The 13,544-nt window shown below is 58.7% G+C and carries 13 protein-coding genes; 1 reads left to right on the forward strand and 12 read right to left on the reverse strand.

Translation table 11 applies throughout. The features are described 5' to 3' along the window. Window positions 1–49: 49 nt before the first annotated feature. The 12 genes from tsaB to fusA form a co-directional block, all read right to left on the reverse strand. On the reverse strand, window positions 50–826 hold the full coding sequence (gene tsaB / locus F8A88_RS08075) for a tRNA (adenosine(37)-N6)-threonylcarbamoyltransferase complex dimerization subunit type 1 TsaB (protein WP_151150610.1): 777 nt from the start codon (window positions 824–826) through the stop codon (window positions 50–52). Then, window positions 801–1,862 (reverse strand): RIP metalloprotease RseP, encoded by a 1,062-nt coding sequence (gene rseP, locus F8A88_RS08080; protein WP_151150611.1) that lies wholly within the window; start codon window positions 1,860–1,862, stop codon window positions 801–803. Before rseP ends, tsaB begins: the two co-directional genes overlap by 26 nt. Window positions 1,863–1,939: 77 nt before the next feature. Further along, window positions 1,940–3,142: a 1-deoxy-D-xylulose-5-phosphate reductoisomerase gene (locus F8A88_RS08085; protein ID WP_151150612.1), complete on the reverse strand. Its 1,203-nt coding sequence runs from the start codon at window positions 3,140–3,142 to the stop codon at window positions 1,940–1,942. A 26-nt stretch (window positions 3,143–3,168) separates the two neighbouring features. Continuing rightward, window positions 3,169–3,948, reverse strand: a complete 780-nt coding sequence (locus F8A88_RS08090; protein WP_241667389.1) for a phosphatidate cytidylyltransferase — start codon at window positions 3,946–3,948, stop codon at window positions 3,169–3,171. A gap of 125 nt (window positions 3,949–4,073) precedes the next feature. Beyond that, window positions 4,074–4,802: an isoprenyl transferase gene (locus tag F8A88_RS08095; RefSeq protein ID WP_151150614.1), complete on the reverse strand. Its 729-nt coding sequence runs from the start codon at window positions 4,800–4,802 to the stop codon at window positions 4,074–4,076. Beyond that, on the reverse strand, window positions 4,802–5,356 hold the full coding sequence (gene frr / locus F8A88_RS08100; protein ID WP_151150615.1) for a ribosome recycling factor: 555 nt from the start codon (window positions 5,354–5,356) through the stop codon (window positions 4,802–4,804). Before frr ends, F8A88_RS08095 begins: the two co-directional genes overlap by 1 nt. A gap of 1 nt (window position 5,357) precedes the next feature. Next, the gene (gene pyrH, locus F8A88_RS08105) at window positions 5,358–6,080 is read right to left on the reverse strand and encodes a UMP kinase (protein WP_151150616.1); all 723 of its coding nucleotides are present in this window, start codon (window positions 6,078–6,080) and stop codon (window positions 5,358–5,360) included. Window positions 6,081–6,178: 98 nt separating this feature from the next. Beyond that, window positions 6,179–6,988 (reverse strand): translation elongation factor Ts, encoded by an 810-nt coding sequence (gene tsf / locus F8A88_RS08110; protein ID WP_151150617.1) that lies wholly within the window; start codon window positions 6,986–6,988, stop codon window positions 6,179–6,181. A gap of 31 nt (window positions 6,989–7,019) precedes the next feature. After that, window positions 7,020–7,841, reverse strand: a complete 822-nt coding sequence (gene rpsB, locus F8A88_RS08115; RefSeq protein WP_151150618.1) for a 30S ribosomal protein S2 — start codon at window positions 7,839–7,841, stop codon at window positions 7,020–7,022. Window positions 7,842–8,056: 215 nt separating this feature from the next. Continuing rightward, window positions 8,057–9,712 carry a ribonuclease J gene (locus F8A88_RS08120; protein WP_151150619.1) on the reverse strand — a complete coding sequence of 552 codons (1,656 nt, stop codon included), beginning with the start codon at window positions 9,710–9,712 and terminating at the stop codon, window positions 8,057–8,059. After that, on the reverse strand, window positions 9,705–10,433 hold the full coding sequence (locus tag F8A88_RS08125) for a lysophospholipid acyltransferase family protein (protein ID WP_151150620.1): 729 nt from the start codon (window positions 10,431–10,433) through the stop codon (window positions 9,705–9,707). Before F8A88_RS08125 ends, F8A88_RS08120 begins: the two co-directional genes overlap by 8 nt. Window positions 10,434–10,630: 197 nt before the next feature. Next, window positions 10,631–12,694, reverse strand: a complete 2,064-nt coding sequence (gene fusA, locus F8A88_RS08130; protein ID WP_151150621.1) for an elongation factor G — start codon at window positions 12,692–12,694, stop codon at window positions 10,631–10,633. 353 nt (window positions 12,695–13,047) lie between these two features. Between fusA and F8A88_RS08135 the strand changes: the two genes are divergently transcribed. Continuing rightward, complete coding sequence (locus F8A88_RS08135; protein ID WP_151150622.1) at window positions 13,048–13,515, forward strand: hypothetical protein; 468 nt, start codon at window positions 13,048–13,050, stop codon at window positions 13,513–13,515. The last annotated feature ends 29 nt before the right edge of the window (window positions 13,516–13,544 follow it).

Below are 13,544 nucleotides of genomic sequence, written 5' to 3' on the forward strand. Positions count from 1 at the left end.
AACGCGTTGGAACGGCGGTCTTTCGGGGCCGCCGTTTTTCGTGCGGTGGTCAGGAGTACTTGTACAGCCGTTTTTGGGCCTGTTTCGGGTCCATACCGCGTTTGGCGGCTATCTGAGGCAGGTTGTCCTCGGCATCCGATGCTCGCAGGTAGAGAGGCTCGATATCGCCGGGAACGGCCTCGGCATTCTGTGCCGCGCGCAACAGGGCCTCCGGTGTGGGGTTGTCCCAGCGTGTGTCCAGAATGCGCAGTCCCGGCATGTGGGCGGTCAGCGCTGCGATTTGTTCGGGGTTCTTGCGCAGTCCGCTGCCCAGCAAACAGGCGAGCGGGTCGCCGCCGGCCACGGCTTCGCAGGCCTCGGCAATGCCCAGGGCGCGAGGAGCACTTTGGGGCAGGGCCTGCGGGGCGTCAAAGCTCTGCATGTACACCAAACCGCGGCGGGCGTAGGTCAGCACGTGCACGACACCGTCGAGCAGGGGGGCCGGACCTGCCGCCAGCAGGGGCAGGTAGTCCAGTCCGGCCACGGGCGTGGCGTGCCCGGCGGCCAGCCCCATGGCCGCAGCAAGCACAAGGCGCATCCCTGTGAAGCTTCCCGGTCCTCGTACCGCTGCAATGCGGGAGATGTCCTTCATGGGCAGGCCGAGGGACTCCATTGTCTCGGCAATTCCCGGCACAAGGAATCTGACGGACTGGCCCGGTACGGTCCACTGGCGTGAAGCCAGCAGGGTTCCGGACTCGCTGCCGAGAACGAATTGGAGGCGTTCCTCGCAGCCGTTGAGGGCCAGTGTCAGGCCTGTGCCGTCATGAGAGCAGTCTGCGGATGTCATTGTATATGGCCAGTGTCATGAGTGCGAGCAGGAACATGATGCCGATGCGCGTGGCAAGGGCGCGCCAACGGTCGCTGACCGGGCGGCGCATGATCATTTCCAGCGTGAAATAGACGATGTGCCCGCCGTCCAGCACAGGGATGGGCAGCAGGTTGATGATGCCGAGGTTGATGCTGATGATGGCGGTCAGGTAGATGAGTTCGTTGATGCCGGACTTGGTGCCCTCGTGCACGGCCTGCATCAGGAAGATGGGGCCGCCGATGGTATCGAGCGGAACAATGCGCTCAACCAGCTTTACAAAGCCCATGACCACCATTTTCATGGAGTACCACGTCTGTTCCATGGCCGGAACGAACCCGCTACCCTCCACAGGTATGGAGGTCATCTCTCCCGAGGCCTTGACCCCCACGATGGGAATTTTCACATCTTCGCCGAACAGGTTTTTGTGGCTTTCCAGCCGCGCGGTCAGGGTGAATCGTTCCGTGGTGCCGTTGCGGTCCACTTCAAGCTGGAGCGGACGGATGCCTTCCTTGCGGATTTCTTCCACCATGTCGCGCCAGTAGGTGACCTTGAGGCCGTTGATGGACAGCACGGTGTCGCCGGACTGGATTCCGGCCGTCTGTGCCGGGGAACCCTGAACAACTTCGCCCACAGTGGGCGCCATGACCATTTCGCCGTTGGCCAGCAGCAAGCCCCAGAAGCAGAGAAAGGCCAACAGGAAGTTGAATACCGGACCGGCCGCCACCACCAGCATGCGCTGCCATGGCGGACGTGCTGAGAAGAGTTTGTTTTCGGGAAACAGGTCATCCTCTTCAGGTTCGCCGGATTCCCCGGCCAGTTGCACGTATCCGCCCAGCGGAAAGGCCGACAAACGGTAGTCCGTGTTGCCTGAGCGGAAGCCGAAGATTCTGGGGCCGAAGCCGAGGGAGAAGGCTTTTACACCCATGCCCAAAAGCCGGGCAACCACGAAATGTCCGAGTTCATGAAAGAATATGAGGCCGCCAAGGACGACGATGACTGCGATGATACTCGTCAAGTGTATGCTCCGTGTTGGTCGTTGGCGCGCATTGCAGCGCACGCATTACGGAATAATAACCATTGCCCGAAAAAAGGCTAGGCCCGGGTCATGGCTTTTTCTCGTGTGGCCCTGTCCAGAGCCAGCACACTGTCTGCGCAGGCAACGTTTTCGTTGCCCACGGATTCAAGAGCGTGTTCGATCATGGCCGGAATGTCCATGTAACGGATACGCTCCTTGAGGAAAAGTTCCACGGCCACTTCGTTGGCCGCGTTGAGCGCGATGGTGTGTGCAGGGCCGGATTCAAACGCCTCCCGTGCAAGACGCAGGCAGGGAAAGGCCTGCATGTCCGGCTGCTCAAAGGTCAGGTTGCCCACGTCGGCAAGGTTCAGGCCGGGCATGTCCAGAGGCACGCGCCTGGGAAAGCACAGGCAGTGCGCAATGGGGATGCGCATGTCCGGCACGCCAAGATGCGCCAGTTGCGAGCCGTCCACGTATTCCACCAGCGAATGGATGATGCTTTGCGGATGGACCACCACGTCAACCTGTTGCATGGGCAGACCATAGAGGTGACACGCTTCGATGATTTCCAGCCCCTTGTTCATGAGCGTGGACGAATCAATGGAGATTTTGGCTCCCATGTCCCAGTTGGGGTGGGCCAGCGCCTGATCACGGGTGACTGTTTCCAGAAATTTTCTGTCCCTGCCCCGGAACGGTCCGCCCGAAGCCGTGAGGATGAGTTTCTTAAGCTCGCTGTCGCCGTTGTGGCCCATGAGCCCCTGAAAGAGTGCGTTGTGTTCCGAGTCCACGGGCAGGATCACGGCACCGGATGCCTGACAGGCCTCGCGGATCAGGTGGCCGCCAAGCACAAGAGATTCCTTGTTGGCCAGTGCTATGGCCTTGCCCGCCTTTGCCGCGGCCAGCGTGGGCAGGAACCCGGCGGCTCCCACGATGGTGGAGAGCACCAGGTCGGCCTGTTCCAGTTCCGCAAGGGTCACGTATGCCGTTGGTCCGGTGAGGATTTCCGGGGCGTAGCCCGAAGGCAGCAGGGTTTGCAGTTCATGGGCCACCTCGTCGGAGATGACCGCGAGATAGGGCGGACGGAAACGAGCGGCCTGTTTTGCCAGCAGCGTGGCGTTGGTGGCCCCGGCAAGGGCGGTGACGCGGAACATGGACTCATGCTGGCCGATCACGTCCAACGCGTTGGTGCCTATGGAACCGGTGGACCCGAGTATGACTACCGCGCGGGGCCACGCAGGCATGTTTTCGGGAGTGGGCCAGGGGGAAATATATGTTTTCACGACAGTTCCCGTGTATGTTTTGGCGATTACCCGAAAAACGGGTGGATGGTGCGCAGCAGGGCGTAAACGGGCACCACCAGCAGCAGGCTGTCCACTCTGTCCAGCAGACCGCCGTGGCCGGGCAGTATGCTGCCCGAGTCCTTGACGGCAAGGGCGCGCTTGAGCGCGGATTCAAAGAAGTCGCCCATTTGTGCCGCAATGTTCAGGGCCGCGCCCAGCAGAGGCCATGCCCATACCGGTCCGTTGCCAAGGGAGAGGCCCATGATGGTGGTAACGAGCATGCAGGCCGCGAGCCCGCCAAGACTGCCTGCCCATGATTTCTTGGGGCTGACCGAAGGCCATATCTTGCGTTTGCCGATCGCTGTGCCCACGTAAAAGGCGGCCGTGTCCGTGAACACTGCGGCCAGAAGCACGAGGAACAGTTCGGCCCGATTGAAATTCATGAAGAAATGGAAATTCAAGGGAATGTATATCAGCCCGCACAGGAAAATCATGGGTGTGCGGAAATCCGTGGTTTCAGGGTTTCTGCTGTAGCGGATGAGAAAGGCCATGCCCGCGGCCCAGAATCCGCCCATGAGGCAGAGCAGAACCCAGGTGTTGCTTTCCAGCTTGAAGGAAAGCAGCAGGGGCAGCGTGCACAGGGCGGCCAACACCTTGTGGAACAGGCCCGGGCCGGCTGTTTTGAACAGACCGTGAAACTCCCATTGGGCAAGGATACAGAACAGGGTCAGAATGATGAACAATGTCCATCCCTGCATGGCAATGGCCAGCAGGGGCACTACAGCCAGCAGCAATCCGGTTGTCACTCGCGTCCGATTTGCGGAAAAGTCCATATAATTCCTGTGTGCTTTACCGGGTAACCCCGCATGTTACTTGACTTGATTCTTAGTAAAACATTCGGGCGGCCCCGGCAACCATACTGCATTCGGGGTTATTTATCGTCTTGTTCCAGTTGCTGGCCGGTCTTGCCGAATCGGCGCTGGCGAGAGTTGAGATCGGCAATGGCCGCGTCCAGATGGTCCGGTGTGAAGTCCGGCCAGAGCACGTCCGTGAAATAAAATTCCGAATATGCGGTCTGAAAAAGCAGATAGTTGGAAATGCGGATTTCCCCGCTGGTGCGGATGACCAGATCCGGATCGGGCTGGCCTGCGGTGAACAGCTCCCGGCTCAGGGCCTGCTCGTCAATCTGTTCCGGGGCAAGTCCCTGCTGCACGAGACGTCGGCAGGCACGGACTATTTCATCGCGTCCGCCGTAGTTCAGGGCCAGGTTCAGGGTCATGCCCGCGCAGCCTGCGGTTTTTTCCATGACTCGTTTGAGCACGGTGCGCACGGCAAGCGGCAGGCCGTCCACATCGCCCAGAACTTTGAGCCGGATATCCTGTTCAAGGAGCTGCTTCTGTTCGTTCTTCAGGAACGAGGTCAGCAGGTCGAAGAGCGTGCCCACTTCTTCCTTGGGACGCGCCCAGTTCTCCTTGGAAAAGGTGTACAGAGTCAGGTGGCGCACGCCGATTTCACGGCAGTGCGTGACAATGGCGCGGGCCGCTTCGGTCCCGGCCTTGTGGCCTTTGGTCCTTGGCAGCCCGCGTTTCGTGGCCCAGCGTCCGTTGCCGTCCATGATGACGGCAATGTGCGCAGGGATTGTTCCGGTGGTGGCGGTCATCAGATTTCGAGGATTTCCTTTTCCTTGGCCTCAAGGGCTGCATCGGCCTGCTTGACGAAATCGTCGGTCAGCTTCTGCACGTCGTCCTGCCCCTTGTGCAGGTCGTCCTCGGTGATGTCCTTGTCTTTTTCCATTTTCTTGAGGGATTCGTTCATGTCGCGGCGGACATTGCGTACCGCGACCTTGGCGTCTTCAGTGTACTTTTTGGCCACCTTGACCAGTTCCTTGCGGCGTTCCTCGGTCAGGGGCGGGATGCTGATACGGATGATCTTGCCGTCGTTGACCGGGTTGAGGCCGAGGTCGGATTTCTGAATGGCCTTTTCCACGCTGCCGAACGCGCCTTTGTCCCAGGGCTGGATGGTCAGTGTGCGGGAGTCCGGCACGGAAACCGAGGCCAACTGGTTGAGGGGAGTCGACGTGCCGTAATAATCGACTTCGATGCCGTCCACGAGCGAGGCGCTGGCCCGGCCGGTGCGGAGCTTGGCAAATTCCTTTTCCTGTGCGCCCAGCGCGCCTTCCATGCGTTTTTTCCCGTCACTCAGAACAGATTGCATTCTAGTCTCCTCCTTGAACGATCGTTCCTATGTTCTCGCCGCCGGTGACCTTGAGCATGTTGCCTTCCTTGAACAGGTTGAACACGATGATCGGCAGGTCGTTGTCCCTGGCCATGGAGATGGCCGTGGAGTCCATGACCCCGAGACGTTTTTCCAGAACCTCGATGAAGGTGACCTTGTCGTACTTGACGGCGTCGTCGAACTTCACGGGGTCCTTGTCGTATACGCCGTCCACCTTGGTGGCCTTGAGAATGGCTTCGCACTTGAGCTCCAGGGCTCTCAGGGCTGCGGCCGAGTCCGTGGTGAAATACGGGTTGCCCGTGCCCGCCGCACAAATGACCACGCGCCCTTTTTCAAGGTGGCGGACGGCCCGTCTGCGGATATACGGCTCTGCGACTTCCTTCATGTCAAAGGCGGTCATCACGCGGGTCTGGCAGCCATGGTTTTCCAGCGCATCCTGCACGGCCAGTGCGTTCATGACCGTGGCGAGCATGCCCATGTAGTCCGCCTGGGCGCGATCCATGCCCTTGGCGCTTGCAGAAAGTCCCCGAAAGATATTGCCGCCGCCGATGACCAGAGCGATCTGGACTCCGGATGCCGCCACCTCGGCGATTTCCTTGCAAAACTGACCGATGGCCTGAGGTTCGATTCCGAACTGCTGCTCACCGGCGAGCGCTTCACCGCTCAGCTTGATCAATACCCGCGAAAACCGCATTTTGTCCATACTTTCACCTGTCTGTCAATAGGTTTGCACCGCTTGGGCCGGTGGCCCCACGGATCGTTCAAGTCCAAAAAAAACGGGCCTTGCGGCCCGTTGTATTCTTATTCGGCGTCGTCGCCAAGCGCCAGCCTGACGAAGCCGCCGATGCTGGCGTCTTTTTCTTTGAGCAACTGTTTGATGCTCTTCTTGTCTTCCTTGATGAACGGCTGTTCGGTCAGGCAGACTTCCTTGTAGTATTTGTTCAGGCGGCCCATGACGATCTTCTGGGCGATCTCTTCGGGCTTGCCTTCGTCCATGGCCTGCTTCAGGTAGATGGCCTTTTCCTTTTCCAGGTTTTCCTGGGGCAGCTCGTCGGGGACGAGGCATACCGGGTTGGCTGCGGCCACCTGCATGGCGATGTCCTTGCTCAACTCGTCGTCGCCGCCCTTCATGTCCACGAGCACACCGATCTTGTTGTTGGAGTGGATGTACAGGCCCAGCTTGCCGTCGGTGGTCAGCTTGGCAAAACGGCCGACGCCCATGTTCTCGCCCAGCTTGGCGATGAGGTCGGTCACGTCTGCGGCGTCGCCCAGATCATCGGCATTGCCGGCGGTTACGTCCATGCCGGCGACCTTTTCGGCCAGTTTGTCGGCAAAGGCGCGGAAGTCTTCGTTCTTGGCCACGAAGTCGGTTTCGCACTTGAGTTCCACCAGCGCACCGGACTTTCCGTCCGCGGCGATGAAGTTGGCCACGATGCCTTCGGACGTGGCGCGTCCGGCCTTTTTGGCGGCCTTGGCAAGACCCTTTTCGCGCAGATAGACAACGGCCTTTTCATGGTCGCCGTCGCTTTCCACCAGGGCTTTCTTGCAGTCCATCATTCCTGCGCCGGTCTTTTCGCGCAGTTCCTTTACCATAGCAGCGGTAATAGCCATTATGTTCCTCCAGAACCCGTTTGAAATCGTGTTACGCCTTGGCGGCTTCTTCGGTCTTTTCTTCGGCCTTGGGAGCCTCTTTCTTCGGAGCTTCAGCCTTGGGGGCTTCTTCCTTCTTGGGAGCGGCCTCGGCCTTTTTGGCGGCCTTGGCTTCTTCGGCAACGTCCTTGGCCCGAGCGGCGCCTTCAAGGCAGGCATCCGCAATATGGGTGGCGAACAGCTTGATGGCGCGGATGGCGTCATCATTGCCCGGGATGATGAAGTCGATCACGTCGGGGTCGCAGTTGGTATCGGTAACGGCCACCACCGGGATGCCCAGCTTGCGGCATTCCTGAATGGCGATGTGTTCGCGCTTGGGGTCAACCACAAAGGCGACCGCCGGGGGCTTGGTCATGTCCTTGATGCCGCCCAGCGCGAGGTTCAGCTTTTTGACTTCGCGGCTCATGTGCACGATTTCCTTTTTGGGGAACTTGCTGATGGAGCCGTCTTCGAACATTTCTTCCAGCTTCTTCAGGCGTTCGATGGAGCGCTTGATGGTCTGGAAGTTGGTCAGGGTGCCGCCCATCCAGCGGTGGGTGACGAAGAACATGTCGGAGCGTTGGGCTTCCTTGGAAACGGATTCCTGAGCCTGACGCTTGGTGCCGATGAACAGCACCTTGCCGCCTTCAGCGACCTTTTCGGCGATGAAATCGTGCGCCGTGCGGAACATCTTCACGGTCTGCTGCAGGTCGATGATGTGAATGCCGTTGCGTGCGCCAAAGATAAAGGGGCGCATTTTGGGGTTCCAACGGCGGGTCTGGTGACCAAAGTGGACGCCGGTCTCCAGCATCTGCTTCATGGTTGCGTAAGCCATAATTCCTCCTGGGTTTTTCCTCCATTCCGTCTCCAGAAAACCAAACCCGAAACAACTCGGGCACCCGGAGTTCGCACGGAATGTGTGAATTTTGAGTCGGGGTCTTTTACCGGATGCTCCGGCGCAAGGCAAGTAAAAAATGTGTGACGCGCTGTTTGAATGGCACCATGCACGACTCGGCCGCGGCCTCAGCTGTCCTGTGAACAGACACCACCTTATATGGTAATGACCAGCGGCACGACCACGGGATCGCGGTCCAGAATCTTGCGGAAAAAGCGGCGCAGGGCAGAACGGATGCGTTCCTTGAGGCGTTTTGTTTCGCCGGGCGGAATGTTTTCGAACACGTCCAGCACGATGCATTTGGCGTCTTCGATGAAGTGGGCGTACTGTTGCTCGAATACGAAGCCTTTGGTCACGATGTCCGGGCCGATGGAGATTTCGCCGCTGGCCTCGTCCACCACCAGCAGAACGATCATGATGCCCTGTCCGGCCAGAAGCTGGCGTTCCTTGAGCACGGTCTGGCCCACGTCGCCCACGCCCTTGCCGTCCACGAGAATACGTTCGGCGTCGATGGGATGCTCCATGCGGATGCCGTCTTCAAGGAAGGTTACGGGCTGGCCGTTTTCCACCACCAGCGCACGTTCGGGCGCGACCCCGCATTCCAATGCGAGCCGCCGGTGTTTGACCAAGTGCCGGTATTCGCCGTGCACCGGGATGAAATACTTGGGTTTGACCGTTTCGAACATGATGCGCAGTTCTTCGCTGTGGGCATGGCCCGAGGCGTGGATGCCCTTGACCTTTTCGTAGACCACTTCCGCGCCGAGGCGGTAGAGGTTGTTGATGACTTTGGTGATGGCCTTGACGTTGCCGGGAATGAAGCGCGAGGACAGCAGCACGAGGTCGCCTTCGTGCACGTTGAGTTGGCGGTGTTCGTCCGAGGCCATGCGGGAAAGCGCGGCAAGGGGCTCGCCCTGCGAGCCGGTGACCAGCATGACGATGCGCTCGTCCGGGTAGTCATCCACCGCGTCGATGGAAATGTATGTGCTGGCAGGCACGCGCAAATGACCCATCTCGCGGGAAAATTCTATGTTGCGTATCAGGCTTCTGCCGCTGACAGCCACCTTGCGGTTGCAGGCCTCGGCAATGTCGAAGACCTCCTGAATGCGCTGGATGTGGCTGGAAAACAGGGAGACCAGAATGCGGCCGCGCGCCTTGTTGAAGACCTCGCGCAGGCTGGATTTGATTTCGCGTTCGGTCAGGGAGAACCCGTCGCGCTCCACGTTGGTGGAGTCGGAGAGCATCAGGGTTACGCCCGGAGCGGAAAAGCGGCGAAATGCCTTGAGGTCGGTTGCGTGCCCGTCCAGCGGATTGCGATCGATCTTGAAGTCGCCGGTATGCACCACGCGGCCCACCGGGGTTTCGATGCCCAGCCCGTATCCTTCGATGATGGAGTGGCAGACCGGGAAAAAATGAAATTTGAGATCGTCCATGACCACGGCGTCCGAGGCCGTGACCGGACGCAGGTCCGCATATCGGTCCAGGTTGTGTTCCCTGAGCTTGTTTTCAACCAGTCCGAGGGTGAATTCCGAGCCGTATACAGGAACGTCCACATGTTGCAGCAGCCATGGCAGCGCGCCGATGTGATCCTCGTGCCCATGGGTGAGCACAATGCCCTTGAGCTTTTCCTTGTTTTCCAACACCGAATCAAAGCAGGGGATGACCACGTCCACCCCGTACAGGGCATCGTCCGGGAACATGAGGCCGCAGTCGACCATGGCAAGGGCCTTGCCGGTCTCGTAGAGCATGCAGTTCATTCCGATCTCGCCGAGTCCCCCCAGCGGGGAAAGGGTCAGCGACGCCTTGTCAGCCATTGTTCACCTCGGCCATCATCTTGCGGTATTCCTCGTTCATCATGGAATACAAATCTTCCTTGAGCTTGTCACGTTCCTTGAGGGTATATGCCGAAGGGTCGATGGCGGGCAGGGCCTTGACCCTGACCACATTCTTGTTGCGGACCCAGAGCTTGCCCTTGGGCAGTACGTTTCCCGTGTTGGCCAGCACGATGGGCACCACAGGCAGCCCGCTCTTGAGGGCGATGATCATGCCGCCGGTCTTGAATTCCATGAGCTTGTCGAGGTTCTCGTTGCGTGTGCCTTCCGGGAAAATGAGCGGAGAAATGCCATTCTTGATGCGTTCCACGGCTTCACCGAGACTTTTCATGGCCGCGCGCCGGTTGCTGCGGTCAACGCAGATGTGCCCGGCCGTGCCCAGCGCCGTGCCGTACACAGGGACATCGAACAGGCTTTTTTTGGCCACAAAGCGGATGTTGTTGTCCCAGAGCAGTTTGAAAAGCACGGGAATGTCCACAAGGCTCTGGTGGTTGGCGATGAATACGTAGTGGCCGTGCGGGTCAATGCCGGAAAGGTCTGCGTCTATCTTGACTCCGGCTATGTTGAGCAGGGTGCGTGCCCATTTTTTGCCCGGGACGTTTTGTTCCTCGGACGTGCAATTCTCGTCCATCCGGGATTGCAGCCAGCTGTAGTAGACTGTGAGGGGGATGAGCAAAAAGAAAAAGAGAATGGCGCGAAACATTGGCTATCCTTGTTGATTTATCGACTTCGCATTGACTAGCCGAAATTCGGCCGTGAAACAAGTCCATGAAACGGGTGCATCGCGCTGCCGTTTTCTTTCCTGCTGACGACCTGATTATGTTACTTGAAGAATTGCGGCATGAAAAAAAAGGGCGGCGAATGGTTTCGCCGCCCTGATGGTTGCGGTTCGCGTGGGGCCTAGTCGGCGTCCGCGCCTTTTTTGTTGTCCGCGATGACCTGGTCCCTGACCTGGGGCGGGCACTCTTCATATTGTGCGAATTCCATGAAGAAGGTTCCCTGCCCGCCGGTCATGGCGTTGAGGTCCGGTGCATATTTGAGCATTTCGCTCATGGGTACGTGGGCCTTGATTTCCGTTACGCCGGCCTGTGAATCCGAGCCAAGTACCTTGCCCCTGCGCGAGGAAAGGTCGCCGATGATGTCACCCATGAAGGAGTCGGGCACGGCCACGGCCACCAGCATGACCGGTTCCAGAAGGGCCATTTGGGCCTTTTCCGCGGCCTTTTTGAATGCCAGCGAACCGGCGATCTTGAAGGCCATCTCGGACGAGTCCACGTTGTGGTAGGAGCCGTCGTAGCAGGTGGCCTTGAAGTCGATGACCGGGTATCCCGCCAACACGCCGCGCGCAGCGGCTTCCTGAATGCCCTTGTCCACGGCCGGGATGTATTGGCGCGGGATGGCACCGCCCACGATTTTGTCCTCGAACTCGTAGTCGGAGCCGTGCGGCTGCGGTTCGATGTGAATCCAGCAATCCCCGAACTGGCCGCGTCCGCCGGACTGTTTTTTGTGGCGTCCCTGAATTTCGCGGGCCGCGGTGCGGAAGGTTTCACGATAGGGAACCTTGGGCGTTTTCAGGACGATTTCCGTCTTGTAGCGGCGCTTGGCCTTTTCCACGGATATTTCGATATGATTCTGTCCCATGCCCGAAAGCAGGATGTCGCCGGACTCTTCGTCGCGGGAAAGGGTCAGGGTGATGTCTTCTTCCAGTAGTTTGCCGACAGCTGCATAGACCTTGTCCTCGTCGCCCTTTTCGGCCGGAGCCAGCGCAAAGGTGATGAGCTGCGGGGCGATTTCCGGCTTGATCAGCTTGAAATCGTCCTTCTCCTCGGTCAGGGTGTCGCCCGTTGCCGTGTTCTTGAGTTTGGCGAGGGTGACGATGGCGCCGGGTCCCATGGGAGTCTTGGTCTGTTCCTGATTCTTGCCCTGCATGAGCAGCAGTTGGCCGATGCGCTCTTTTTCGCCGTTGCGGGTGTTCTTGAGCGTGGAGTCCGCTTTGAGCGTGCCGGAAAGCACGCGTACGACTGTCAACTGGCCCGCAAAGGGGTCGGCCAGCGTTTTGAACACAAAGCAGGACAGCGGTTCGTCCGGGGAGCTGGCGCGTTCGCCTTCCTCGCCTTGCCACGGCGTATGATCCAGCGGGCTGGGCATGAGGTTCTGCACGGTGTCCAGAATGGTCTGTCCGCCCATGTTGTTCAGGGCCGAAGTCACAGCCACGGGAACCAGTTCCCCGGCCTGTACACCGGCCTTGAGCCCCTTGGTGATTTGTTCGGGCGTAAGCTCGCCTTCCTCGAAATAGAGTTCCATGAGCTCTTCGTCGGATTCGGCGATGTTTTCCACCATGGTTTCGCGCATGGCTTCCACGGTATCCTTGATATCGCCGGGAATGTCGCCTTCAGTCACGCCGCCTTCGCCATCGAACATGAGAGCCTTGCCCGAGAGCATGTCGACCACGCCCTTGAAGTCTTCCTTGCTGCCGATGGGATAGTAGAGCAGTGCGGCCCGTGCTCCCAGTCCTTCGGAAATACTGGCGAAAGCCGCATCAAAGTCCGCACGGTCACGGTCCATCTTGTTGATGACGATCATGGCCGGGTTGCCGTTGTCCTGAACCTTGGCCCAGATTTTCCGGGTCAGGGGTTTGACGCCGTCCACCGCGTCGATGACCAGAATCACGCTGTCCGTAGCGGCCAGTTCATAGGAAAGGTCGCCGGAAAAGTTGGAATCACCCGGAGCATCAATCAGAAAATGCTGGTTTTTTTTCCACTGGTAATTTGCGAAGCCGGGCTGTGTGGAGCCGCGGCGTTTGATTTCCTCGGGCTCGTAGTCGAGGGTGGTATTGCCGTCTTCGACCTTGCCAAGCCGGGAAATGGTTCCGGCTGAAAAAAGCAGCATTTCCGCAACCGAGGTCTTGCCGCTGCCGCCATGGCCGATGAGGGCGTAAGTTCTTTGCGTGTTCAGGTCCGACATTGTCTACTCCCTATACATTTACTGTTTCATGGACCCCGGGCCGTACCCGGGATCTTTGTGCCCAAAATTATTATAAGGGTTTAAATCTATAGGAATAGCTCATCAAAATTGTCAAGAGGGTCTGTGAAGATTGATCGATTGATCGGTCTTTTGATCCGCATGATATCAAAGGGGTTTTTCGTTTCGGTTTTTGGGGGCTTCGATTTTTGTTTTTTGTTGTCTGGGAACGGAGCGTAATCCACCTTGCATCTGCGGAAAGGCGCGTGCCCGTGCTGCACGCAGGTCTTTTCTTGGTACTACCTTGAATTATCTCCGGAAATGTGATTCAGTCCGTCTAAGCCAAGGAGAAATCCATGCCGTTGATAGACTATCAGGATGTTGTGTTCCGTTTGCAGCAGGGACTTGGGCAGGCATTTGCAGACAAACCATGGATTCTGAATCTGCCGGGTAAGTCCGTAGCCTGCAAGGTGGATCAATATTACTATGTTGCTGTCATGCCGGCATTTATCGACAAGCTTTCTTCATGGGCCAATGTGGAGCCGGAAGTGGCCGTGGAATCGCTGGTGCGTACCGGGAATTTCATCACCAAGGCCCCGGATCGCGATCCGGTGGTTTCGCTGGGCCTCACGTGGGACGGCAGGGTTTGTGAAATGGAATCAGCGTTCGTGGATGCGGATTTCATTGACCGTGCGCTTCGTTTTTACGGTGGACTTGAAACCGTGCTCAATGTCTCGGAACTGCGCATCGCTTCGGCCAGCCGCGAAAGCGTGGAGGATTTTTTTGAGGGCAAGACCCCGCCGCAGGCCTTGGCCTACGGGTAGGCGTGGTCACATTGCTCGATCGTAGCAAT

The organism is Pseudodesulfovibrio senegalensis, assembly GCF_008830225.1.
GTDB classification, from domain to species: Bacteria; Desulfobacterota; Desulfovibrionia; order Desulfovibrionales; family Desulfovibrionaceae; genus Pseudodesulfovibrio; species Pseudodesulfovibrio senegalensis.

Coding starts and splice junctions, on each gene's coding strand:
- tsaB (WP_151150610.1), bottom strand. CDS start 826: ATGACATCCGCAGACTGCTCTCATGACGGCACAGGCCTGACACTGGCC.
- F8A88_RS08095 (WP_151150614.1), bottom strand. CDS start 4,802: ATGACCGCCACCACCGGAACAATCCCTGCGCACATTGCCGTCATCATG.
- frr (WP_151150615.1), bottom strand. CDS start 5,356: ATGCAATCTGTTCTGAGTGACGGGAAAAAACGCATGGAAGGCGCGCTG.
- pyrH (WP_151150616.1), bottom strand. CDS start 6,080: ATGGACAAAATGCGGTTTTCGCGGGTATTGATCAAGCTGAGCGGTGAA.
- tsf (WP_151150617.1), bottom strand. CDS start 6,988: ATGGCTATTACCGCTGCTATGGTAAAGGAACTGCGCGAAAAGACCGGC.
- rpsB (WP_151150618.1), bottom strand. CDS start 7,841: ATGGCTTACGCAACCATGAAGCAGATGCTGGAGACCGGCGTCCACTTT.
- F8A88_RS08120 (WP_151150619.1), bottom strand. CDS start 9,712: ATGGCTGACAAGGCGTCGCTGACCCTTTCCCCGCTGGGGGGACTCGGC.
- F8A88_RS08125 (WP_151150620.1), bottom strand. CDS start 10,433: ATGTTTCGCGCCATTCTCTTTTTCTTTTTGCTCATCCCCCTCACAGTC.
- fusA (WP_151150621.1), bottom strand. CDS start 12,694: ATGTCGGACCTGAACACGCAAAGAACTTACGCCCTCATCGGCCATGGC.
- F8A88_RS08135 (WP_151150622.1), top strand. CDS start 13,048: ATGCCGTTGATAGACTATCAGGATGTTGTGTTCCGTTTGCAGCAGGGA.